General features: G+C 64.2%; 20 protein-coding genes. 7 read left to right on the top strand and 13 right to left on the bottom strand.

Translation table 11 applies throughout. The annotated features are described in order from the left end of the window. Positions 1–23 precede the first annotated feature (23 nt). Complete coding sequence (locus tag ASF66_RS23185) at positions 24–788, top strand: methyl-accepting chemotaxis protein (RefSeq protein ID WP_414704802.1); 765 nt, start codon at positions 24–26, stop codon at positions 786–788. A gap of 325 nt (positions 789–1113) precedes the next feature. On the opposite strand, the gene ASF66_RS06370 is transcribed toward ASF66_RS23185, so the two are convergent. From ASF66_RS06370 to ASF66_RS06360, 3 genes are read right to left on the bottom strand one after another with little or no spacing between them, the layout of a single operon-like run. Beyond that, positions 1114–2202 (bottom strand): hypothetical protein, encoded by a 1089-nt coding sequence (locus tag ASF66_RS06370; RefSeq protein WP_056843458.1) that lies wholly within the window; start codon positions 2200–2202, stop codon positions 1114–1116. A gap of 29 nt (positions 2203–2231) precedes the next feature. After that, on the bottom strand, positions 2232–3443 hold the full coding sequence (gene glf / locus ASF66_RS06365) for a UDP-galactopyranose mutase (protein WP_056843171.1): 1212 nt from the start codon (positions 3441–3443) through the stop codon (positions 2232–2234). Next, complete coding sequence (locus tag ASF66_RS06360) at positions 3431–4600, bottom strand: glycosyltransferase family 1 protein (RefSeq protein WP_056843170.1); 1170 nt, start codon at positions 4598–4600, stop codon at positions 3431–3433. Before ASF66_RS06360 ends, glf begins: the two co-directional genes overlap by 13 nt. Before the next feature lie 312 nt (positions 4601–4912). Between ASF66_RS06360 and galE the strand changes: the two genes are divergently transcribed. Continuing rightward, positions 4913–5992, top strand: a complete 1080-nt coding sequence (gene galE, locus ASF66_RS06355) for a UDP-glucose 4-epimerase GalE (RefSeq protein ID WP_056843169.1) — start codon at positions 4913–4915, stop codon at positions 5990–5992. Positions 5993–6094: 102 nt separating this feature from the next. Here the strand turns inward: galE and ASF66_RS06350 are convergent, their stop codons facing one another. From ASF66_RS06350 to ASF66_RS06315, 8 genes are all read right to left on the bottom strand, one after another. Next, positions 6095–7375, bottom strand: coding sequence for a TRAP transporter large permease (locus ASF66_RS06350; protein ID WP_056843168.1), 1281 nt, complete (start codon positions 7373–7375; stop codon positions 6095–6097). Further along, positions 7376–7903, bottom strand: a complete 528-nt coding sequence (locus ASF66_RS06345) for a TRAP transporter small permease (protein WP_049859017.1) — start codon at positions 7901–7903, stop codon at positions 7376–7378. It lies immediately after the preceding gene. Positions 7904–7967: 64 nt separating this feature from the next. After that, on the bottom strand, positions 7968–8951 hold the full coding sequence (locus tag ASF66_RS06340; protein ID WP_056843167.1) for a TRAP transporter substrate-binding protein: 984 nt from the start codon (positions 8949–8951) through the stop codon (positions 7968–7970). 42 nt (positions 8952–8993) lie between these two features. Next, complete coding sequence (locus ASF66_RS06335) at positions 8994–9833, bottom strand: NAD-dependent epimerase/dehydratase family protein (protein ID WP_056843166.1); 840 nt, start codon at positions 9831–9833, stop codon at positions 8994–8996. 156 nt (positions 9834–9989) lie between these two features. Further along, on the bottom strand, positions 9990–10757 hold the full coding sequence (gene phnE / locus ASF66_RS06330) for a phosphonate ABC transporter, permease protein PhnE (RefSeq protein ID WP_056843165.1): 768 nt from the start codon (positions 10755–10757) through the stop codon (positions 9990–9992). Further along, positions 10754–11581: a PhnE/PtxC family ABC transporter permease gene (locus tag ASF66_RS06325; RefSeq protein ID WP_056843164.1), complete on the bottom strand. Its 828-nt coding sequence runs from the start codon at positions 11579–11581 to the stop codon at positions 10754–10756. The genes phnE and ASF66_RS06325 overlap by 4 nt, the downstream gene beginning before the upstream one ends. Beyond that, the gene (locus ASF66_RS06320; RefSeq protein ID WP_056843163.1) at positions 11575–12372 is read right to left on the bottom strand and encodes a phosphonate ABC transporter ATP-binding protein; all 798 of its coding nucleotides are present in this window, start codon (positions 12370–12372) and stop codon (positions 11575–11577) included. The genes ASF66_RS06325 and ASF66_RS06320 overlap by 7 nt, the downstream gene beginning before the upstream one ends. Beyond that, entirely contained in the window at positions 12369–13220 is an 852-nt protein-coding gene (locus ASF66_RS06315) for a putative selenate ABC transporter substrate-binding protein (protein WP_056843162.1), read from the bottom strand. Before ASF66_RS06315 ends, ASF66_RS06320 begins: the two co-directional genes overlap by 4 nt. 144 nt (positions 13221–13364) lie before the next feature. On the opposite strand from ASF66_RS06315, the gene selD reads away from it, so the two are divergent. Continuing rightward, a complete protein-coding gene (gene selD, locus ASF66_RS06310) occupies positions 13365–14399 on the top strand; it encodes a selenide, water dikinase SelD (RefSeq protein WP_056843457.1) in 1035 nt (344 codons plus the stop codon). After that, positions 14399–15496, top strand: coding sequence for a tRNA 2-selenouridine(34) synthase MnmH (gene mnmH, locus ASF66_RS06305; RefSeq protein ID WP_056843161.1), 1098 nt, complete (start codon positions 14399–14401; stop codon positions 15494–15496). Before selD ends, mnmH begins: the two co-directional genes overlap by 1 nt. A gap of 39 nt (positions 15497–15535) precedes the next feature. On the opposite strand, the gene proP is transcribed toward mnmH, so the two are convergent. Beyond that, on the bottom strand, positions 15536–17038 hold the full coding sequence (gene proP / locus ASF66_RS06300; RefSeq protein WP_056843160.1) for a glycine betaine/L-proline transporter ProP: 1503 nt from the start codon (positions 17036–17038) through the stop codon (positions 15536–15538). 203 nt (positions 17039–17241) lie between these two features. Here proP and ASF66_RS06295 point away from each other — a divergent pair, with 203 nt between their 5' ends. Beyond that, entirely contained in the window at positions 17242–19431 is a 2190-nt protein-coding gene (locus ASF66_RS06295) for an OsmC domain/YcaO domain-containing protein (RefSeq protein WP_056843159.1), read from the top strand. A 411-nt stretch (positions 19432–19842) separates the two neighbouring features. On the opposite strand, the gene ASF66_RS06290 is transcribed toward ASF66_RS06295, so the two are convergent. Beyond that, positions 19843–20610, bottom strand: a complete 768-nt coding sequence (locus ASF66_RS06290; protein WP_056843456.1) for a substrate-binding periplasmic protein — start codon at positions 20608–20610, stop codon at positions 19843–19845. A gap of 137 nt (positions 20611–20747) precedes the next feature. Between ASF66_RS06290 and ASF66_RS06285 the strand changes: the two genes are divergently transcribed. Continuing rightward, positions 20748–21740, top strand: coding sequence for an alpha/beta hydrolase (locus ASF66_RS06285; RefSeq protein ID WP_056843158.1), 993 nt, complete (start codon positions 20748–20750; stop codon positions 21738–21740). A 59-nt stretch (positions 21741–21799) separates the two neighbouring features. Next, the gene (locus tag ASF66_RS06280) at positions 21800–22498 is read left to right on the top strand and encodes a tRNA (adenine(22)-N(1))-methyltransferase (RefSeq protein WP_056843157.1); all 699 of its coding nucleotides are present in this window, start codon (positions 21800–21802) and stop codon (positions 22496–22498) included. The last annotated feature ends 58 nt before the right edge of the window (positions 22499–22556 follow it).

Below are 22556 nucleotides of genomic sequence, written 5' to 3'. Positions count from 1 at the left end.
TGCTGGAGTCTTCACAGTCGTCGATGCAGCAGTCCGATGTGCAGGCGCAGCGCACCCAGAGCGTGGCGGCGGCGATCAACCAGTTGGGCGCGGCCGCCGAAGAGATCGCGCGCAACGCCGCGCATGCGTCCGGGCAGGCCAGCGATGCGCGTGTGCAGAGCCAGGAAGGTCGCACCGTGCTGGGCGAGGCCCTGCAGGCGATGCAGGCGCTGTCGCAGAAGATCGGCAGTAGCTGCGAGCACATCGATGCGCTGGACGGCAAGGCGGCCAATATCGGCCAGATCCTCGACGTGATTCGGGGGATTTCCGAACAGACCAATCTGCTGGCGCTCAATGCCGCCATCGAAGCGGCGCGCGCCGGTGAAGCCGGGCGCGGGTTCGCCGTGGTGGCCGACGAGGTGCGCTCCCTGGCCAGCCGTACGCAGAGTTCGGCGCAGCAGATTCAGCAGATGATCGAGGAGTTGCAGGGCGGGTCGCGCGATGCCGTGGCCTTGATGCAGGAAAGCCAGCGGCAGAGTGCCCACAGCATGGTAGTCGCCGAGCAGGCCGGCGTGCGCCTGACCACCGTGACCGAGCGCATCGGTGAAATCGATGGCCAGAACCAGTCCGTGGCCACGGCGACCGAAGAGCAGACAGCGGTGGTCGAGACGTTGAACCTGGACATCAGCGAGATCAATCTGCTCAACCAGCAGGGTGTCAGTAACCTGGAAGCCACCCTGAGCGCCTGTACGGCGCTGGAACAGGAAGCCGCACGATTGCAGCAGCTGGTGGGTGGGTTCCGCATCTGATCCGCCAGGTATTGCGTGGTGCGGCCGGACGCGGCTTGCGCCGCTGCTACAGGGGTTGTGCGTGCCTTGGGGGCGGCATGCGTTCCGCCAGGTATTGCGCGGTGTGGCCGGACGCGGCTTGCGCCGCTGCTACAGGGGTTGTGCGTGCCTTGGGGGCGGCATGCGTTCCGACAGGTATTGCGCGATGCGGCCGGACGCGGCTCGGGGGCGGCATGCGCGTTCCGCACATCCGCGTGACGCGTCTGGGACGGCATACGACATTCCTGTAGCAGCGGCGCGAGCCGCGTCCGGGGGCGCTGCGGATTTGTGGGTGGGACGCGGTGGGTTATGGGCGGCGACCGTGCAGGCGCTCCAGCGTTTGCAATTGCACCCGCAACGGATGATAAGGCGCCCGTGAGCCTTCACCGTCGGCTGCGCCGTACACACCGGCGGGGCAGTAGCGGCCATCGTCCCAACCGGGATAGTCCAGGAACGGATACCAGCACAGCCCCTGCACATCGACGCCACGTGCAATCGCCAGCGCCAGTTGTTCACCCACGTATTCCAGCCATGGCCCTCGCGCATCCGCCTCGGCGCCGGTTTCGGCCAGCAGGATGGGGCGGCCATAACGCCGATTCAGTTCAGCCAGCAATCCCGCCAGCGGGCGGAACTCGGGATGCCCCAGCAGGATCCGTTCGCCGTTCTGTCGCCACTGATTCTGCGGGTAGAAATTGGCCCCGATGATGTCCAGATACCCCTCGCAGCCGCCCAGCCCCGGCCACTGGCGCCCGGCGAGCATGTCCCAGGCCTGGAACTGCGCCAGCCGATGACCCTCGGCGCGCTCCTGGTCCACGGCGCGCGGCGAATCGGGCACGATGTGAATCAATGGATCGCACTGCACGAAGCGCGCCTGGGGCGCGTGCGTACGAATCGCCTCGATGGCCTCGATGCTGGCCCGCACCAACTGGTGCTTGAGCTCCAGCCCGCGACCGTGGGCGCCAGGGTTGAAGTAGCCGACGTCGCCGCCGGCCCAGCTCCAGAACGACATCTCGTTGACCGGGGAGCAAAAGGGCACCTCGAAACCCTCATCGACCATCAGCCGCGCTGCGGCACCGGCAAAGCGGGCAAAGCGCTCGACGAATTCCGGCCGCCAGATGTCCAGTCCGTCGGGATAGCCGTAATGACAGAAATCCCACACCACCTGCAGATTGCACTCACGCGCCGCGCGCAGCAGGGGTAGAAAACTGCTCCAGTCGTAGTGCCCGCAACGCCGTTCGATCTCGTGCCAGCGCAGGCCATCCCGGGCGCAACCGATACCATCGGCCCGCAACTGGCGATAATCTTCAGCCGCCCAGCGCTGATGCCCGGTGCTGACCTGCACATCCACTCGTTCGCCATCGCGCCGCCGCTGAGCGGCGCATTCGTAACCGGCCATGATGAACGTGTCGAACAGGCCGCACGCCTTCAAGCGCCGCGCTCGTCGAGCAGTTCCACGGCAGCCCTCGCACCAGGCACGGGCGCACCCGCCTGCTCGATTCGTTGATACAGCGCCAGCGCCTGACCGACCACCTGATCCATGTTGTAGTACTTGTAGGTGCCCAATCGACCGAGAAAGGTGACCCCCGGCGTTTCGTCCGCCAGCGCCTTGTAGCGTTGATACAGCGCGGCGTTTTCGGCTCGTGGGATGGGGTAGTAGGGGTCGCCGTCGGCGCAGGGGTATTCGTAGGTGATGCTGGTCTGCGGGTGTTGCTGCCCGGTCAGGTGCTTGTATTCGGTGATGCGCGTGTAGGGGACCGCTTCGTCCGGGTAATTGACCACGGCCACCGCTTGCAGCTGGGGTTGCTGCAACGTCTTGTGCTCGAAGCGCAACGAACGGTAGGGTAGGCGGCCCAGACGGAAGCCGAAATACTCATCCACCGGGCCGCAGTAGACCAGCTGGGCGTAGGACAACTGCTCGCGAACCTGGGCGAAATCGGTGTCCAGCAGCACGTCGATACGCGGGTGGTCAAGCATGTTCTCGAACAGGCGGGTGTAACCTTCCAGCGGCATGGCCTGGAAGCTGTCGGTGAAGTAGCGGTCATCCTCGGTGGTGCGCGTGGGAATCCGTGAGGTGACCGACTTGTCCAGCTGCGACGGGTCCAGGCCCCATTGCTTGCGGGTGTAGCCCTGGAAGAACTTCTGGTAGAGCTCCTGGCCGATCTGATTGATCACCACGTCCTCGGAGGTGCGGATGCACTCCACCGGCTGTGCGCGCTCGGCCAGAAAGCGTTCGGCCTGAGCCTCATCCATCTGCAGGCCGAACAGCGTGTTGAGCGTGGTGAGGTTGATCGGAATCGGCACCAGATGATCGTCGACCTGGGCCAGCACTCGGTGCTCGTAGGGGCGCCACTGGGTGAAGCGCGACAGATAGTCGACAATGCGCTGGGCATTGGTGTGAAAGATATGCGGCCCGTAGCGGTGGACCATCACGCCGGCTGCATCCAGGTGGTCGTAGGCGTTGCCGCCGATGTGCTCGCGGCGGTCGATCACCAGCACGTTCAGGCCAAGCCCATCGGCCAGGCGCTCGGCAATGACGCTGCCGGCAAAGCCGGCGCCCACTATCACATAGTCGTAGGGACGGCCGTCGCCATGGACGGACGGGCCACGGCTGGCGCTTTCGAGGTTTACCTGAGGCATTCGATCTGCTCCTTCATGGCCGCGCAGGTTTTGTCCCACGACATGCCGTTCAATGCTGCATCGGCCTGGGCCAGCACGCTGTCACGTGCCTCGGCGCCCAGGGCATGTTCTACCGCGGCGATGAAGGCAGGCGGTGTGTCGGCAATGGTCACGACCCCGCTGTCACCGTAATCGTTGATCACGTCGGTGATCGGCGTGGACACCACCGGACGTCCACCGGCGAGGTATTCGGGGGTCTTGGTCGGACTGATGAAGCGTGTCGAGGCGTTGATGGCGAAGGGCATCAACGCGACTTCCCAACCGGCCAGATACCGGGGCAAGTCGCTGTACTGCTTGCCGCCCAGGTAGTGAATGTTGGCGCGTCGCGGCAGGGTCTGCGGGTCGATCTTGACCACCGGGCCGATCAGCACGATCTGCCACTGCGGCCGCTGTCGGGCCAGTTCATCGACCAGCTGGATGTCGAAGCGCTCGTCGATCACCCCGAAAAAGCCCAGGCGCGGATGGCCGATCGCCGCCTGGTCGGTCGGATCAGGAAGCAGCTCTCGGGCCTGGGCAAAGTGGGCGATGTCGACGCTGCTGGGCATGGCGTGGGCGTTGGCGTGTTGGTGGCGCTTGGCCTCCCACAGGCTGTGCCCGCCGGTGAACACCACGTCGGCGCGCGCCAGCAGTTGACGTTCCCTTTCGATGAGCTCCGGTGGCGCACCCATGAACGCCGACAGCTCGTCCATGCAATCGAAGATCGTCACCTGGGCCTGCAGGTGGTCGGTGAAGGCCAGGCTCATCGGCGTCAGGTACCACAGCAGCAATTCATCGTGTCGATGCTCGGCCAGGTAGGCATCGAGCAGTTCGCGTTGCAAGGCGATAACCCGTTCGTGGGGCACACCGGCAGGCAATTGCGGGACCAGCACGGTCACGCCCTGGGTGGGCTGGCTGGTGAGCAACTGCGGCTCGACGTGGTCGGCGAACAGCGGTTCTTCGAAGAAGAGCACGTCATAGCTCTGCGCCAGGCGTGACATGACGTGCTGCGGGCGCTGGTAGACGAAGCCCCAGCGCAGATGGGACAGACACAGCATGAGCGGCCGGCGGGTCGGCGCAGGGTCGCGCGGGGCGCGGGAATGAGCAGTGGGGGTAGAGCCGTTGGGCGCCACATCGTTCATGGGGGTGTCCTTGTTTCAGAGCCTGAATCGGGACTGAAGTCAGCGGGGACTGAGCTTCGACGCCACCCGTATGGATTGTGCGCGGCAATGAACAGACCCGGTGGGGAAGGTCATGATCTGTGCATTGCCAAGCTTTGGACGCTGCCGGAGCTGCGCTCGTTCAACTTTCCCCGAGCGACCGTCCGGCACTGCATGGGAACTCCATCGAGGGCCCGAGGGCATAGCTTCATAGGCCTGATCCCGTCGTCGTATCACGCAGGTGCTATCCCTTGATCTTGACCAGTGTGCCTGCGGGCGCCGGGAGCGACGACGATGATTCTGGTCACAGGCGGTACGGGTTATATCGGCGCACAGGTCGTTTTGCAGTTGCTGGGCCACGGGCAGACGGTGGTCATTCTCGACAACCTGTGCAACAGCTCGCGCACCAGCCTGGAACGCATCGCCAGGCTGGGCGGACGGCGCGCCCGCTTCGTCCTGGGCGATGTGCGCAATCGGGCGCAACTGGACGCGCTGTTCGCCGACTTTCCCATTACCGCGGTGATTCACTGTGCGGGGTTGAAGGCGGTCGGCGAAAGCGTCCGTGAACCGTTGCGCTACTACGACAGCAATGTCGGCGGCAGCATCACGCTGTGCCAGGCCATGGCCGCCGCAGGGGTATTCACGCTGATTTTCAGTTCGTCGGCGACGGTCTATGGCGACAGTCCGCGGATGCCCATCGACGAACGCTGTGCGACCGGGCTGCCGACCAACCCCTACGGTTTTTCCAAACTGATGGCCGAGAACGTCATGACCAGCCTGGCCGCGTCCGATGCGCGCTGGTCGGTCGGGCTGTTGCGCTATTTCAATCCCATTGGTGCGCACGATTCCGGTGAGTTGGGCGAAGCGCCTGCGCAGGTGCCGAACAATCTGCTGCCTTATCTGTTGCAGGTGGCCAGCGGGCAGCGGGACGTGCTCCACGTATATGGTAACGACTACGCCACGGCGGATGGCACCGGGGTGCGTGACTATGTGCATGTGATGGACCTGGCCGAGGGGCACTGGCTGGCCTTGCAGGCCTTGATGGGGGGCAGCGGGGTGCAGGTCTGGAACCTGGGGACGGGGCAGGGCTATTCGGTGTTGCAGGTGGTCGATGCATTCACGCGCACGTGCGGGGTGTCTGTGCCGGTCGTTTTCGAGCCCCGGCGCGCAGGTGACGTTGCCCAGTGCTGGGCCGATCCGGACAAGGCACGCCGTGAACTGGGCTGGCAGGCCCGACGCTCCCTGGAAGACATGTTGCGCGACGCCTGGCGCTGGGAGTGCCGACTGGCAGCCCAGCACCACCCCATCCGGTACACCCCGCGCATTACCCCCGTAGCAGCGGCGCAAGCCGCCTCCGAATTCGCCGCAGTGTGACAGCTTGACCGCATGTATCGCCGACGCGGCTTGCGCCGCTGCTACAGGGATTTTGGGATGACGGACTGCCGCGGTGTGTCGCACACACCGCGGCAATCGGATTTACAACACCACGCTCGGCAGCCACAGCGAGATGGCGGGGATGTAGGTCACCATCATCAACACCAGGAACAGCGCCAGGTAGAACGGCAGCAACGCCTTGACCGTGGCCTCGATGGTCACCTTGCCGATCGCCGCACCGACGAACAGCACCGCGCCCACCGGTGGTGTGATCAAGCCGATGCCCAGGTTGACCAGCATGATCATGCCGAAATGCACCGGATCCACGCCGACGCTGACGACCACGGGCAGCAGGATCGGCGTCAGGATCAGAATCAGCGGCGCCATGTCCATGATCGTGCCGAGCATCAGCAGCATCACATTGATGCACATCAGCACCACGTAGCGGTTGTCCGACAAGGTCAGGAACGCCGTGGTGATCTTCATCGGGATTTCCATCAGCGTCAGGATGTAGCCGAAGCTGGCAGCGAAGCCGATCAGAATCATCACGATGGAAATGGTCCGTGCTGCCCGATGCATCAGCTTGGGCAGATCGCGCCATTTGTAGTCGCGGTAGATGAACATGGTCACGAAGAACGACCAGAGCACGGCGATGGCCGCCGACTCGGTCGCGGTGAATACGCCCGACAGAATACCGCCGAGAATGATCACCAGCGCCATCAGCCCCCACAGCGCTTCGCCGGCGATCTTCAGCGCCTGGCGCATCGGGATCACTTCGCCCTTGGGATAGTTGCGCTTGCGCGCAAAGATCATGCACAGCCCCATCATCACCGCGCTGAGCAACAGCCCCGGCATGACCCCGGCCATGAACAGCGAGGCGATCGACACCGAGCCACCCGCGGCCAGCGAGTACAGCACCGAGTTGTGGCTGGGCGGCGTGAGCAGAGCCTGTACCGAGCCGCTGACCGTCACCGCCGTGGAGAAATCGCGCGGATAACCTGCACGCTCCATTTCCGGAATCAGCACCGAACCCACCGAGGCGGTGTCGGCCACGGACGAGCCGGAGATGGCGCCGAAAAAGGTCGAGGCGACGATGTTGACCAGAGACAGTCCACCGCGCACGAACCCCACCAGCACGCCGGCGAAGGCCACCAGCCGTCGCGACATGCCGCCCTCGGCCATGATCGCGCCGGCAAGCACGAAGAACGGAATGGCCAGCAACGAGAACTTGTTGACCCCACCGGCGATCTGGATCATCAGCGCGTCGGCCGGAATCTCGATCCACCCGGCCCCGATCAAGGCCGACAGGCCAAGCGCATAGGCCACCGGCATCCCCACCAGGATCAGGGCGATGAAGCTGCCCAACAGTATGAGAGCATCCATTTACGCAGCACCTTCACTGGCTTCTACGACGTCGAACCGCATCACGGCGCGGTGGCTCTGGTCACCCAGGAAGAGCTTTTCCAGGATGAACACCAAGGTCACGATGCCGCCGAGCGGGATGGGCAAGTAGGAAATACCCACTCGCAGGGAAGGAATCTCACCCAGGTACTGGTTCCAGGTGTTGGCGCACAGCTTGAAGCCCTTGACGATCATGAACAGCGCGACCACCGCCATCAGGATCTGCACGGCCACCGCCGCCACCCGGCGCGCCTGCGCCGGCATGCGTTCCACCGCCATGGCCACGGCCATGTGCGCGCCGGCGCGGTAGCTGGCCGCCGCGCCGAAGAAGGTGAATACCACCATCAGCAGGATCGCCACCGGCTCCGGCCAGCTGGAACCGCTGCCCAGCGCGTAGCGGGTGAAGATGCCCCATGGAATGATCAGGGTCATGGTCAGGACCGACAAGCCGGCGATCCCGATGCAGACCCGGTACAGCAAGTCGTTCAAACGCAGCACAGTGTTTTTCATGAGGCTCACCCAGCGGCGGGGGAGCGGGCGACTGCCGGCTCCCCCTTGGTGTTGACGGACAGACTTACTTGACGGCTTCGATGCGGGTGATCAGCTCTTTGTACGGCGCGCCGTACTTGTCCCGTACCGGTTGAGTGGCGTCGTAGAAGGCTTTCTTCTGCTCTGGCGTCAAGGTGATGAACTCCACGCCACCGGCCTTGAGCTTGGCTTCCGCCTCGCTGGATTTCTTGTCCCACAGCACGCGCTCTTCCATCTGCGCTTCGCGGGCGAGCTTCTTCACCAGCGCCTGTTGTTCCGGGTTTAGCTTGGTCCAGGTGCCTTTCGCCATCACGATGGGCTCGGGGAGGATCAGGTGCTCGGTCAGCGTGTAGAACTTGGCGTTCTGGTAGTGGTTGTGTTCGAGCAGGGTCGGCGGGTTGTTCTCCGCGCCGTCGATCACACCGGTCTGCAGGGCGCTGAAGATCTCGCCGGTGGCCATGGCGATGCCATTGCCGCCCATCGCATTGATGGTTTCGATGAACACCGGGTTACCCTGCACGCGGATCTTCATGCCTTTGAGGTCACCGATCTGACGTACCGGCTTCTTGCTGTAGAGGTTGCGGGTGCCGCCATCCATCCAGCCCAATGCCACCAGGTTGAATTCGGAATTGGTGATCTTGTCGAGGATCTCCTGGCCGATTTCACCGTCGATGATGCTGCGCATGTGCGCCTGGTCACGGAAGATGAACGGCAGGTTGAACACGTTCACGTCGGGCACCACCGGGCCGACGATGCCCAGGCTGACCCGGGTCATCTGTATAGCGTTGCTCTGAACCTGCTCGACCACTTCTTTCTCGGAACCCAGCACACCACCGGCGAACATCTTGAAGGTGATCTCGCCATTGCTCTGTTCCACGAGTTTCTTGCCCATCTCCTGCTCGGCCACCACCGGCGGATAACCGGCCGGGTGCACTTCGGCGAACTTGATGTTGATCGCGGCCTGCGCCAACCCGGACAGGCAGAAGGCGAGCGGGAGTGCTGCTACGAGTAACGTGCGTTTGAAATCCATGGATAACTCCAGCGTTGTTGTTGTTTTGGTGTCGCAAAGGATTCAGTTGTCGCCAAACGGCCCGGCAGCGACGAAGGCGCCACCCTGATAGACCATGGCCGGATCGTCGGCAGCGGGCATCGGTTGCGCGTCGATCTTGTCGCGGAAGACTTCCGAGCTGTGCTTGGGGGCGAAACCCAGGTGCGCGGCATAGCGGTTGTCCCACCACACATCGCGGTTGGCCGAAGCGCCGTAGACCACGGTGTGGCCCACGTCCGGGGTGAACAGGCTCAGTTCGATGAGTCGGGTCAGGTCGTCGAAGCTGAGCCAGGTGCTCATCATTCGACGGTTGGCCGGCTCGGGGAACGATGAGCCGATGCGGATGCTGACGGTTTCGATGCCGTAGCGATCGAAGTAGAAGGTGGCCAGGTCCTCGCCGTAGGACTTGGACAGCCCGTAGTAGCTGTCCGGACGCCGCGGCGAATGGGCATCGATGGTCTCGTCCTGCTTGTAGAAACCGATCACATGATTGGAGCTGGCGAACACCACGCGCTTGACGCCATGTCGGCGCGCCGCTTCGTAGATGTGAAAGACCCCGCAGATATTGGGGCCGAGGATGTCTTCGAAAGCATGCTCCGTCGATACGCCGCCGAAATGCACGATGGCGTCCACGCCTTGTACCAGTTCGTGCACGGCCTGCTTGTCGGCAAGATCGCACAACTGGAATTCTTCGCAGGTATCGGAACGGGTGTCGGTGGAGGCGGGAAGAGGGACGATATCGGAGAGCCGCAGGGTGCGGGCGAAGGGTTTCAGACTTTCTCGAAGCACCTTCCCCAGACCGCCGGCGGCGCCGGTCAGGAGAAGGCGATTGAAGGGATTCTGGACGGTGTGAATGCCTGTCATGAGCGAGTCCTTTGTCGTTATTGTTTTTGTCATCTGTTGTCGTATGACTTGGTTCGGATTATCGACAGCTCTTGACGATCTTGTCAACGCGACTAATGGCGAAAGCCGCGCGTGAGCTCAGCCGTTGCCGACAGGCGGGTGGCTGCTAGACCCTAGCTAGTGACGAATCCAGCGCTGGCGCATCCAGCCACTCAGGGCATCCACCCCCAGCACGAGCAGCAGCATGGCCAGAATGAGCGTGCTGGCGCGCGCTTCCTGGAACAGACTGAGGCTGACGTAAAGCATCTGTCCCAGCCCACCGGCACCGACGAAGCCGAGAATGCTGGCCATGCGAATGTTGTTTTCCCAGCGGTACAGGGTATAGGCCAGCAGCTGTGGCCAGAGGTTGGGCAGGGTCCCGTAGCAGAACGCCAGCCAGGCGTTGCCGCCTTGCAGACGGATCGCGTTGGCAGGTTCGGGCGGGGTGTTTTCCAGCGCTTCGGCAAACAGCCGGCCGAGCACACCGGCCGTGTGCAAGGCCAGCGCCAAGGTACCAGCGTTGGGTCCGAGCCCGGCGGCCAGCACCATCAGCACCGCCCAGACCAGTTCGGGTACTGCACGCAAGGCATTGAGCAGCAGCTTGGCAAAACCCTGCATCGGCCAGCCCAATCGGCCGGCGGCGGGAATGGCCAGCAGCAAGGCGGCCATCGCGGCCAGCAACGTGCCCAGCGCCGACATCGCCAGCGTTTCCAGTGAGGCATGGCCCACGGCCCACAGGTGTCCGGCGGTGAAATCCGGAGACAGGAAGCGCGCCGCGTAACGGGCCATGTGACCCAGGCTGTCGGCATCGCCCAGGTTGAATGGGTTCAGGCCCAGATAGGCGAAGGAGGCGACCACCGCCAGGATGATGGCCACTACCAGCGCCGCATTGCCCAGGCGCCTCATGTGAAACGCCCTCGCAGCACCCGGCTGAGCAGGTCGGCGAACAGCACCAGCACGATGAACGTCAACAGGATGCTGGCCACTTCGGCGGAAGCGAACATGCGCATCGACAGGTCGATCTGTTGGCCCAGCCCACCGGCGCCAACGAAGCCCATCACCACCGAGGCGCGCACTGCGCACTCCCAGCGATATACGGTGTACGACATCAGTTCGGCGGCAGCGGCCGGAAGCGTGCCATAGGCGAACGCGGCCAGGCGCCCGGCGCCCGCACGCATCAGGGCCTGTGCCGGACGTTGATCGATCGACTCGTAGATCTCGGCATACACCTTGCCGAGCATCCCCGCGTAGGTGATGGCAATCGCCAGCACACCGGCGGTCGGGCCCAGGCCCACGGCGCGGACGAAGAGCAGGGCCCAGACGATCTCCGGCACGCTGCGCAGAAAGATCAGCACGCCACGCACCGGCCAGCGCACGCAGGTGCCCGGCCAGCCAGGGCGAACGCCGATGCTGGCCGCCGACAGCGACAAGGCGCGGCTGGCGAGCAGGCTGGCGGGCACTGCAAGCACCAACGCCAGAAACATGCCCGCCGTGGCGATGGCCAAGGTCTGCAAGGTCGCGTCCCACAGCAGCACCAGAAAGTCCTGGTCATGGGCCGGCGGCCAGAAACCGGCCAGGAAGGCACCGGTGGATCGGCTGACGGCCGGATCGAACAGCACGCTTGGGTTCAGCTCGGCCAGACGGATGCCGGGCCACAGCAACAGTACGGCCAGGGCGGCCAGCAGCAGCCGCGGCAGAGCGGCCGGATCGCGGTGGTGCCGACTCAGCATCGCGGCAGCCAGGGCGTCGCGGTGTCCGCTGACGTGGGGGCAGGGCTCAGCTGCGCGTTGGCATACAGGTCATCCAGGCGCTGTGGGGTGACTTCGGCAGCGCTCAGGTCGAAGGCGATCCGGCCGTCGCGCACGCCGATGATTCGTGGGAAGCAGGCCAATGCCAGCTCCACCGTGTGCAGGCTGGCCACCAGGGTGACGCGCTGTTCGCTGGCGTGCTGGCAGAGCAGGTCCAGGGTATGCCGGGCCAGCCTGGGGTCCATCGCCGAGACCGGCTCGTCGGCCAGCAACAGCGCTGGCTGTTGGTACAGGGCGCGAGCGATGCCAACGCGCTGCAATTGCCCGCCCGACAGCTGCTGGCATTGGGCGAACAGCTTGTCGTCCAGGTCCAGCCGCGCCAGCAGCGCACGGGCGCCGGCAATGTCCACCGGATGCAGGAGGTTGAGCAGGCTCTTGCCCAGACCCCATTGCCCCAGCTTGCCAGCCAGCACCGCCGTGACCACCCGCTGCCGGGGCGGCAGCGGCGGGGCCTGATGGATCAGACCGATGCGCGCGCGCAGGCGCTGTCGCGCGCGACTGCTCAGCTGCCAGGGCTGCACGCCCAGCACCGCGAGCTCGCCCGCGCTGGGCTGCAGGGCGGTCGCCAGCACATTCAGCAAGCTGGACTTGCCGGCGCCCGACGGACCGATGATCGCCACGCGCTCCCCGGCGGCAATGTTCAGATGCACGTCGCGCAAAGCCTGTACCCCATTGCGGTGGCGCAGGTCGACGGCCGTCAGGCGCAGGGTCATTTCAACAGATCGGCAGCGCGGGCGGCGTCCTCGATGCCCTTGTAGTTCTCAGGCTTGGTGGCGATGAAGCGGCTGGCTGCCTGCAGGTCGAGGATGGCCTTGTCTGCGGGCTTGGCCGGATCGAGGGCAAGGAACGCCTGCTTGAGCTTTTCCGCCAGCGCCGGGTCGAGGGTGCCGCGCACGGTCCAGTTGTAATCGAAGTAGGTCGGCGTGGTGGCAAACACCTTGACCTTGTTGGTGTCGACCTTGCCGCTGTCGACCAGCTTCTGCCAGACGCTGGCATTGAGCACGCCGGCGTCGACCTTGCCTGCCTGCACCCACGCGGCGGTGGCGTCATGGGCGCCCGAGTAGGCGACGCGGCTGAAATAGGTCTCAGGCTTGATGTTGTCCTGCAGCATGAAATAGCGCGGCATCAGGCTGCCGGACGTCGACGAGATCGAGCCAAAGGCAAAGCTCTTGCCCTTGAGGTCAGCCAGCGACTTGACGTTCGGGTCGCTGGTGATGAATTTGCTGGTGAACTGGGCATCCTGCTCACGCTGCACCAGGGGAATGGCGTTGCCGGTTTTCTGGTTCACCTGGACGAAGGTGAAGCCGCCCAGCCAGGCCATGTCCAGACGATCGGTGGCCAGCGCCTCGACCACCGCCGGGTAGTCGGCCACTGGCACGAACTCGACCTTCATGCCGGTCTGCTGCTCGAGGTACGCACCCAGCGGCTTGAACTTGCGCAGCAGTTCGGTGGGCGCCTCGTCGGGGATGGCGGACACCCGCAGAACGTCGGCGGCGAAGCTGGTGACCGCGCTGGCGCACAGGGCAAGGCCGGCAACCAGTGACAGGGAGCGCTTGAACATGGTGGGTCTCCGAAAGGTGGCGCAAGGCGCGCGGGCCAGGCCCGGTACGCAAGGATAGAGGTGGCGCGATTATAAGAGTCACTGCAGGAAAGGCCAGCTTTGATAGACTTCGCAGCCTGTTTCCCGGACCTCGAGAAGGCTGCCATGAATTCGCCCATCCGTTTGACCCAATACAGCCATGGTGCCGGTTGCGGCTGCAAGATCTCGCCCAAGGTCCTGGAAGTGATCCTGGCCGGCAGCGGCGCGCAGAACCTGGACCCCAAGCTGTGGGTCGGCAATGCCTCGCGCGACGATGCTGCGGTGTACGCGATCGACGAGGAACGCGGGGTGGTGTCCACCACCGATTTCTTCATGCCCATCGTCGATGACCCGTTCGATTTCGGGCGCATCGCGGCCACCAACGCGATCAGCGACATCTACGCCATGGGCGGCGATCCGTTGATGGCCATCGCCATTCTCGGCTGGCCGGTCAATCTGCTGCCGCCGGAAGTGGCTCGCGAAGTGATCCGCGGCGGCCGCGCGGTGTGCGACGCCGCCGGCATTCCGCTGGCCGGCGGGCATTCGATCGACGCCCCCGAACCCATCTTCGGCCTTGCGGTGACCGGCCTGGTCGACAAGCGCCACATGAAGCGCAACGACACCGCCCAGGTCGGCGACCGCCTGTACCTGACCAAGCCGCTGGGCATCGGCATCCTCACCACCGCCGAGAAGAAATCCAGGCTGCGCGACGAAGACGTCGGCGTGGCCCGCGACTGGATGTGCACCCTGAACAAGCCCGGCAGTCGCTTCGGCAAACTGGCCGGGGTCAGCGCCATGACCGACGTCACCGGTTTCGGCCTGCTCGGGCACCTGGTCGAGATGGCCGATGGCGCGCAACTGACCGCACGCCTGGACTACGCCACCGTGCCGCGCTTGCCCGGCATCGATCACTACCTGCGCGAGGGCTGCGTGCCCGGCGGCACTCAACGCAATTTTGAAAGCTACGGCGATCGCATCGCTGCCCTGACCGATGAGCAGCGTGACCTGCTCTGCGACCCGCAGACCAGCGGCGGCCTGCTGGTCGCGGTCAGCGCCGCCGGTGAGGCCGAGTTCGTCGCCCTTGCCGCGGAACTGGGCCTGCAACTGGCACCCATCGGCAGTTTGATCGAACGTCTGCCCCATGCGGTCGAGGTGATCTGATGCGTGACAACAGCAGCGACTACCGCGCGTTGTTCCTGGGCGATGTGCCGATGATGGACGCCCGCGCGCCGGTCGAGTTCGACAAGGGCGCCTTCCCCGGTGTGCACAACCTGCCGCTGATGGACGACCTGGAACGGCAGAAGGTCGGTACCTGCTACAAGCAGCACGGCCAGGAGGCGGCCATCGCCCTTGGCCACCGCCTGGTGTCAGGCGACATCAAGGAACGCCGGATCGCGGCCTGGGCGGCGTTCGCCAAGGCCAATCCGCACGGCTACCTGTACTGCTTCCGCGGCGGCCTGCGTTCGCAGACCGTGCAACGCTGGCTGCACGAAGCCGGGATCGACTACCCGCGAGTGCTGGGCGGCTACAAGGCCATGCGCAGCTTCCTGCTCGACACCCTCGAACAGGCGGTGGAGCAATGCCGGTTCGTGGTGCTGGGCGGCATGACCGGCACCGGCAAGACCGACGTACTGGCGCAGTTGAGCAATGCCCTGGACCTGGAAGGGCATGCCAATCATCGCGGCTCCAGCTTCGGCAAGCGCGCGACCGGGCAGCCGGCGCAGATCGATTTCGAGAACCGCCTGGCCATCGATGTGCTGAAAAAGCGCGCCGCCGGCATTGAGCAGTTCGTGCTCGAAGACGAAAGCCGTTTGGTCGGTAGCTGCAACGTGCCGTTGTCCCTGCATCAGGGCATGCAGGGTTATCCCTTGGTGTGGCTGGAAGACAGCTTCGATAACCGTGTCGAGCGCATTCTGCGTGACTACGTGGTGGACCTGTGCGCGGAGTTCGTCAGCCTGCACGGCGAAGAGGGCCATGAGCAGTTTGCCGAGCGTCTGTTGCAAAGCCTGGATCGGATCTACAAGCGCCTGGGCGGCGAGCGACATCAGCGTCTGCAGGGCCTGATGCAGGCTGCGCTGGACGAACAGCAGCGCAGTGGTCAGGTCGATCTGCATCGCGGGTGGATCGAGGGCTTGCTGCACGAGTACTACGATCCGATGTACGCCTACCAGCGTGAAAGCAAGGCGTCGCGGATCGAATTCGCCGGCGACCAGGTCGCCGTGGTCGACTACCTGCGCGAGCGCCTGGCCAAAGGCTGAAAGCCGCGGGCGCGGTTCGCAGCCAGGCCAGGTCGAGGCTTAGTTGATGCGCGGATGCTGTTCCACCAGGGACTTGCGCTTGGCTTCCAGCTCGGCGATCTGCGTGTCGATGTCTTCGATTTTCTGCTCGATGTTGTCGTGGTGCTCGACCAGCAGCTCACGGGCTTCTTCGATGTCCGACGCCGCCGGTGCCGCACCACGCAGAGGCCGGTTGGCGGTCTCTTTCATGGTGATGGCAGTGACGAAACCGATCACGGCGAACACCATCAAGTAGTACGCAGGCATGTACAGGTCGTCGGTGCTTTCCACCAGCCAGGCGACCGCTGTCGGCGTCAGGCCGGCGATCAGTACCGAGACATTGAAAGCACTGGCCAGGGCGCTGTAGCGGATGTGCGTGGGGAACATCGCCGGCAGCGTCGAGGCCATCACGCCGATGAAGAAGTTCAGCACCACGGCCAGCATCAGCAGGCCGGCGAAGATCAGGCCGATCTTGCCGCTGTTGATCAGCATGAAGGCCGGAATGGCCAGGAAGAACAGGCCGATACTGCCGAACAGAATGAAGGGCTTGCGGCCGAACTTGTCGCTGGCATAACCGATCGCCGGCTGCGCGAACAACATGCCGACCATGATTGCGATGATGATCAGCACACCATGGCTTTCGCTGTAGTGCAGGTTATGCGACAGGTAGCTGGGCATGTAGGTGAGCAGCATGTAGTAGGTGACGTTGGTCACCGCCACGATGCCGATGCAGGTCAGCAGGCTGCGCCAGTGCTTGGTCGCCACCTCTTTGAACGAAACCTTCGGGCCACCGGCCAGGCCTTCGCGATCGCCCTGTTCGAGCTTGTCGACGTGCTGCTGGAACGCCGGGGTTTCTTCCAGCGCATGGCGCAGGTACAGGCCGATCATGCCCAGCGGCAAGGCCAGGAAGAACGGCACGCGCCAGCCCCAGTCGAGGAACTTCTCCTCGCCGATCACGGCTGAGATCCCGACCACTACGCCGGCGCCAAGCACGAAACCGGCAATCGAGCCGAAGTCCAGCCAGCTGCCGAGGAAGCCACGCTTGCGGTCCGGAGCGTACTCGGCGACGAAGATCGAAGCGCCGGTGTACTCACCGCCCACCGAGAAGCCCTGGGCCATCTTCGCCAGCAGCAAAAGAATCGGGGCCCAGATTCCGATGGAGTCGTAGGACGGAATCAAGCCGATCGCGAAGGTGCTCAACGACATGATCACGATGGTGGCGGCGAGGACTTTCTGCCGGCCGTATTTGTCGCCCAGTGCGCCGAAGAACAGGCCACCCAGGGGGCGAATCAGGAAAGGTACGGAGAAGGTGGCCAGGGCCGCGATCATCTGCACGCTGGGATCGGCACCCGGGAAGAACACCTTGCCCAGCGCGTAGGCCACGAAGCCGTAGACGCCGAAGTCGAACCATTCCATGGCGTTGCCAAGCGCGGCGGCGGTGATCGCCTTGCGCATCTTGACGTCGTCGACGATGGTGATGTCGTTCAACCCGATCGGGTTGACTTTTTTTCTACGAGATTTCATCGATGTTTCTCTTTGTGTCAAAACGGCTTGTCCCCATGAGATACAAATTGACACCAAAAAATTCACTGGTGGCGGCGATTTAGTATCGCCACAGCGGTCCGTTCGCCTGCCCGACTACCGCCGTCGGTGATCGCCCAAGACGCACAGGTGAAAAAACCGGATAATGCGCGCCATTCGTTTTTGCTTGCATCAGGTGCTCCCCCATGGAAATCAAGGTCAATTTTCTCGACAACCTTCGACTTGAAGCCAAGTTCGACGATTTCACGGTGGTGGCCGACCAACCCATTCGCTACAAGGGCGACGGCTCGGCGCCGGGGCCTTTCGACTATTTCCTGGCCTCGTCGGCACTGTGCGCGGCGTACTTCGTCAAGCTGTACTGCAACACGCGCAACATTCCCACCGACAACATTCGCCTGTCGCAGAACAACATCGTCGACCCGGAAAACCGCTACAACCAGATCTTCAAGATCCAGGTCGAGCTGCCTGCGGACATGTCGGCCAAGGACCGCCAGGGCATCCTGCGCTCCATCGACCGCTGCACCGTGAAGAAGGTGGTGCAGACCGGGCCGGACTTCATCATCGAAGAAGTCGACAACCTCGACGCCGATGCCCAGGCCCTGTTGATGCCGACCCAACAGGTGGGCGCCAGCACCTATGTCCTGGGCAAGGACCTGCCGCTGGAGCAGACCATCGCCAACATGTCCGGCATCCTCGCCGGGCTGGGCATGAAGATCGAGATCGCCTCGTGGCGCAACATCGTGCCCAACGTCTGGTCCCTGCACATCCGCGATGCCTACTCGCCGATGTGCTTCACCAACGGCAAAGGGGCGACCAAGGAAAGCGCGCTGGCTTCGGCACTGGGTGAGTTCATCGAGCGCCTGAACTGCAACTTCTTCTACAACGACCAGTTCTGGGGCGAGGACATCGCCCAGGCCGACTTCGTCCATTACCCCGACGAGCGCTGGTTCCAGCCAGGCCGCAAGGATGCCTTGCCCAGCGAGATCCTCGATGCCCACTGCCTGGCCATCTACAACCCGGACGGTGAACTGCGTGGCTCCCATCTGTACGACACCAACTCGGGCAACATCGAGCGCGGCATCTGCTCGCTGCCCTTCGTGCGTCAGTCGGATGGCGAGACGGTGTATTTCCCGTCCAACCTGATCGAGAACCTGTACCTGAGCAACGGCATGAGTGCCGGCAATACCCTGGCCGAAGCCCAGGTGCAGTGCCTGTCGGAGATTTTCGAACGGGCGGTCAAGCGCGAGATTCTCGAAGGCGAACTGGCACTGCCCGACGTTCCGGCCGAGGTGCTGGCGCGCTATCCCGGCATCGTGGCAGGCATTCAGGGGCTGGAAGAGCAGGGCTTTCCGGTGCTGGTCAAGGACGCCTCCCTGGGCGGGCGCTTCCCGGTAATGTGCGTGACCTTGATGAACCCGCGCACCGGCGGCGTGTTCGCGTCGTTCGGCGCCCATCCAAGCCTGGAAGTGGCGCTGGAGCGCAGCCTTACCGAGCTGCTGCAGGGCCGCAGTTTCGAAGGGCTCAACGACTTGCCGCAACCGACCTTCGAAAGCCATGCCCTGATGGAGCCGAACAACTTCGTCGAGCACTTCATCGATTCCAGCGGCGTGGTGTCGTGGCGTTTCTTCAGTGCCAAGGCCGACTTCGCCTTTGCCGACTGGGACTTCACCGCTCAGGGCGACAACGCCAATACCGAGGAAGCGGCGACGCTGTTCGCCATTCTCGACGGCATGGGCAAGCAGGTGTACATGGCGGTCTACGAGCACCTGGGCGCCAAGGCGTGCCGGATTCTGGTGCCGGGATACTCGGAGATCTATCCGATCGAAGACCTGATCTGGGACAACACCAACAAGGCGCTGTTTTTCCGCGAAGACATTCTCAACCTGCATCGTCTGGATGACGATGCACTGGGCGATCTGTTGCAACGCCTGGAGGAGTCGGAGCTGGACGACTACACCGATATCCGCACGTTGATCGGCATCGAGTTCGACGAGAACACGGTGTGGGGGCAGTTGACCATTCTGGAGTTGAAGGTGCTGATCCAGCTGGTGCTGGAGCGCTTCGACGACGCCAAGGAGCTGGTCGAGATGTTCCTGCAGTACAACGCCAATACGTTGGAACGCGGGTTGTTCTTCCAGGCCTTGAACGTGGTGCTCGAGGTGGAGCTGGACAGCGATCTGGACATGGCCGATTACGAGGTCAATTTCCGCCGCATGTTCGGCGATGCGCGGATGGATGCAGCGCTGGGCTCGGTGGACGGCAGCGTGCGCTTCCATGGCTTGACGCCCACGAGCATGAAGCTCGAAGGCCTGGATCGTCATCTGCGCCTGATCGACAGCTACAAGAAACTCCACAGCGCCCGCGCCCAGGCCTGACCCACCGCGTACACCGCCGACGCGGCATGCACGGYCCCTGTAGCAGCGGCGCGAGCCGCGTCCGGGAACGCCGGGCTCACCCTGATCCACCGCGTGCACCGCCGACGCGGCTTGCACCGCTGCTACACGGGTGGYGCAAGCCGGATTTGCCACCTGCCTGCACCGCCGACGCGGCATGCACGGCCSCTGTAGCAGCGGCGCRAGCCGCGTCCGGGAWCGCCGCGTTCACCCTGATCCACCGCGTGCACCGCCGACGCGGCTTGCACCGCTGCTACACGGGTGGCGCGAGCCGGATTTGCCACCTGCCTGCACCGCCAACGCGGCATGCACGGCCCCTGTAGCAGCGGCGCGAGCCGCGTCCGGGATCGCCGCGTTGGTTCTGACCCACCGCGTTCGGCAGCACCACCGTGCTCAAAGCGGGGCGGTCAGGTATCGCTCCACCAACCGCTTTATCGAACCGTCGCGATGCAGGGTCTGCACCGCGTCGCGCAGACTGCGCACCATCTGCGGCGAACAGCTCTTCGAACAGGCCAGATACAGATCCGACGTCATCAGCACCGGGCTCATCAGCAACGGCCGTTCGGACACCTGCCGCCAGATGTATTTCGACTCGGGCACCCCATTGAACCAGGCATCGACGCGCCCCAGCAGCAGCATCTGCGCCGGATTCTCACCGATACGCAGCGGGTAGATCTGCGAAGCATCGAATCCTTCGTCATACAGCTTGCGTTCCTGCGCACTGCCCATGCCCACCGCAATGCGATGATAGGTGCGACGCGCCTGGGCGAAGCTTTCGACGCGCTGGTCAAGGCTGAAAAACGCCCGGTCCATACTCATGATTGGCGCAATCCAGGTGTAGGCCGCTTCCCTGTCAGGAGTGCGCGACAGGGGCACGATGAGCATGTCCTGGCCTTGCTGCACCGTGCGTTGCGCCCTGAGCCAGGGCAGTATGTGGGTGTTCATACGATAGCCCGCCAGCACCATGGCCTGCCCGGCGGCATCGGCCACGATGCCTTGCTGGCCTGCGACGCCGGCCATGCTCAGCGGCGGCGCCTCGGGCATGTACAGATCGAAGGCACGCGGGCTCGCTGCCCAGGCGACTGTGTCGAGCAGGCTGTACAGCAAAAGGGCGCAGACCGACTTGAACAGCGACCCGCGCGTGCGGTTCAGATGATCCATTGCAACGATCCGACGGTATTCGATGACGGGCACCAAGACGGCCAGCATAGTCGCTAATCGCGTGATCTGCTCATGGGGGAACCGCGCCACGCGCAGACCCTCCTATCTGACATCTACCCATGCATGAGGGCACCCCGGTGGAGACCGAACAAAGCTGGTCGTTCGATGCACTGCAGATCGCGCAGGCAGAGCGCTTCAACAAGACCCTGAGCCGCCTGCCGCGGTTCCGCATTCGCAACCGCGTTACCCCGATGCTGATCCAGACCCTGCTCCGTGCAGGGCAACTGGCCAGCTCGCTCAAGCCCGTGCGCCATGGCGTGGCCATCGAAGAGCGCCTGCTGCACCTGCCCGACGCCCGCCCGGTGAAGGTGCGCATCCTGCGGCCATCCCGGCCGCCCAAGGGTCTGGTGCTGGATTTCCACGGCGGCGGCTGGGTCATCGGCAATGCCCAGATGAACGATGACCTCAACATCGCACTGGTGCAGGCCTGTGATGTCGCCGTGGTCTCGGTCGACTATCGCCTGGCTGTCTCGACGCCCCTGCAAGGCCTGCTCGACGACTGCCTGGTGGCCGCGCGCTGCGTGTTGGGCGATAGCTTTCCCGAGTTTGCCGACCTGCCGGTGATCGTCGTCGGCGAGTCCGCCGGTGGGCATCTGGCCGCCGCTACTCTGTTGCAGCTCAAGCAATGGCCCGCGTTGCTGCAGCGCGTGTGCGGTGCACTGTTGTATTACGGTGTCTTCGACTTGGCCGGCACCCCCAGCGTGCGCAACGCAGGGCCCGACACGTTGGTGCTGGACGGCCCGGGCATGGTCGAGGCGTTGCGCCTGCTGACCCCGGACCTGGACGATCAGCAACGCCGGCAGCCGGTGGTATCGCCCCTGTACGGTGACCTGCAAGGCCTGCCGCCTGCGCTGATGTTCGTCGGGGCGCTGGATCCGCTGCGCGACGACACCCTGCTCATGGCCGAACGCTGGGGCAAGGTGGCTCCAGTGGACCTGCGTCTGTTGCCAGTGTCGCCCCACGGTTTCATCCACTTCCCCACGCCCATGGCCGACAAGGCCCTTGTCCATAGCCGTGAGTGGATCGTCCGACTGTTGGCGGCACAGGTTGCTGCGGACCCTGTCGGATGAGTTGAAATGCACGGGCGCGCTCGCCAGAATGCGCGCCCAATCAAGAGAACCGATCGCTCGTGAATCCGCACAGCTTGTCCCATCGTCTGGAGCGCGTGGCCGCCCAGGTCCCCGTCGGCGCGCACCTGGCTGACATCGGTTCGGATCATGCCTACCTGCCCGTGGCGCTGGTACTGCGTGGTGTCATCCCCCAGGCCGTTGCCGGTGAGGTCGCCCAGACGCCGTTTCTGGCGGCCCGGCGCAGCGTTCGCGAGAGCGGGCTGGATCACTGCATCAGCGTGCGTCAGGCCGACGGGCTGGCGGCGATCGAAGCGAACGATCGAATCACGGCGGTGAGCCTGTGCGGCATGGGCGGGGAAACCATCCGCGACATTCTGCAGGCGGGCAGGGCGCATTTGACCCGTGGCGAGCGATTGATCCTGCAGCCCAATGGCGGCGAATGCGATCTGCGTCAGTGGCTGATGGACAATGGTTATCGCATCCGGCATGAAGAAGTGCTGCGGGAAAACCGCTTCGACTACGAGATCATCGTGGCCGATCACGGCGAACCGGTGACCTACAGCCCCCAGGAGCTGTTTTTCGGACCCTTGCAGTTGCGCCAGCGTACTCCGGCGTTCCTGGCCAAATGGCAACGCCTGCTGCACCTCAAGCGCCGCACCCTCGAACGCCTGGCCCACGCTCGCCAAAGCGGACTCGACGGCAAACGCCTCGAACTGGCCCGACACATCCAATGGATCGAATCCCTCAATCCCCTGTAGCAGCGGTGCAAGCCGCGTCACTGCGCACGCGGTGTGTCAGCTGCCCTGCGGCGGTCCC

This window comes from Pseudomonas sp. Leaf129 (assembly GCF_001423465.1).
Lineage (GTDB): Bacteria > Pseudomonadota > Gammaproteobacteria > Pseudomonadales > Pseudomonadaceae > Aquipseudomonas > Aquipseudomonas coleopterorum.
The sequence above is the reverse complement of the archived record's forward strand: the minus strand, read 5'-3'. Positions and strand labels throughout refer to the sequence as shown.

Excerpts from the sequence above, each read along its gene's own strand:
- ASF66_RS23185 (WP_414704802.1), top strand. The coding sequence starts at position 24 with ATGCAGCAGTCCGATGTGCAGGCGCAGCGCACCCAGAGCGTGGCGGCG.
- ASF66_RS06370 (WP_056843458.1), bottom strand. The coding sequence starts at position 2,202 with ATGGCCGGTTACGAATGCGCCGCTCAGCGGCGGCGCGATGGCGAACGA.
- glf (WP_056843171.1), bottom strand. The coding sequence starts at position 3,443 with ATGCCTCAGGTAAACCTCGAAAGCGCCAGCCGTGGCCCGTCCGTCCAT.
- ASF66_RS06360 (WP_056843170.1), bottom strand. The coding sequence starts at position 4,600 with ATGAACGATGTGGCGCCCAACGGCTCTACCCCCACTGCTCATTCCCGC.
- galE (WP_056843169.1), top strand. The coding sequence starts at position 4,913 with ATGATTCTGGTCACAGGCGGTACGGGTTATATCGGCGCACAGGTCGTT.
- ASF66_RS06350 (WP_056843168.1), bottom strand. The coding sequence starts at position 7,375 with ATGGATGCTCTCATACTGTTGGGCAGCTTCATCGCCCTGATCCTGGTG.
- ASF66_RS06345 (WP_049859017.1), bottom strand. The coding sequence starts at position 7,903 with ATGAAAAACACTGTGCTGCGTTTGAACGACTTGCTGTACCGGGTCTGC.
- ASF66_RS06340 (WP_056843167.1), bottom strand. The coding sequence starts at position 8,951 with ATGGATTTCAAACGCACGTTACTCGTAGCAGCACTCCCGCTCGCCTTC.
- ASF66_RS06335 (WP_056843166.1), bottom strand. The coding sequence starts at position 9,833 with ATGACAGGCATTCACACCGTCCAGAATCCCTTCAATCGCCTTCTCCTG.
- phnE (WP_056843165.1), bottom strand. The coding sequence starts at position 10,757 with ATGAGGCGCCTGGGCAATGCGGCGCTGGTAGTGGCCATCATCCTGGCG.
- ASF66_RS06325 (WP_056843164.1), bottom strand. The coding sequence starts at position 11,581 with ATGCTGAGTCGGCACCACCGCGATCCGGCCGCTCTGCCGCGGCTGCTG.
- ASF66_RS06320 (WP_056843163.1), bottom strand. The coding sequence starts at position 12,372 with ATGACCCTGCGCCTGACGGCCGTCGACCTGCGCCACCGCAATGGGGTA.
- ASF66_RS06315 (WP_056843162.1), bottom strand. The coding sequence starts at position 13,220 with ATGTTCAAGCGCTCCCTGTCACTGGTTGCCGGCCTTGCCCTGTGCGCC.
- selD (WP_056843457.1), top strand. The coding sequence starts at position 13,365 with ATGAATTCGCCCATCCGTTTGACCCAATACAGCCATGGTGCCGGTTGC.
- mnmH (WP_056843161.1), top strand. The coding sequence starts at position 14,399 with ATGCGTGACAACAGCAGCGACTACCGCGCGTTGTTCCTGGGCGATGTG.
- proP (WP_056843160.1), bottom strand. The coding sequence starts at position 17,038 with ATGAAATCTCGTAGAAAAAAAGTCAACCCGATCGGGTTGAACGACATC.
- ASF66_RS06295 (WP_056843159.1), top strand. The coding sequence starts at position 17,242 with ATGGAAATCAAGGTCAATTTTCTCGACAACCTTCGACTTGAAGCCAAG.
- ASF66_RS06290 (WP_056843456.1), bottom strand. The coding sequence starts at position 20,610 with ATGGATCATCTGAACCGCACGCGCGGGTCGCTGTTCAAGTCGGTCTGC.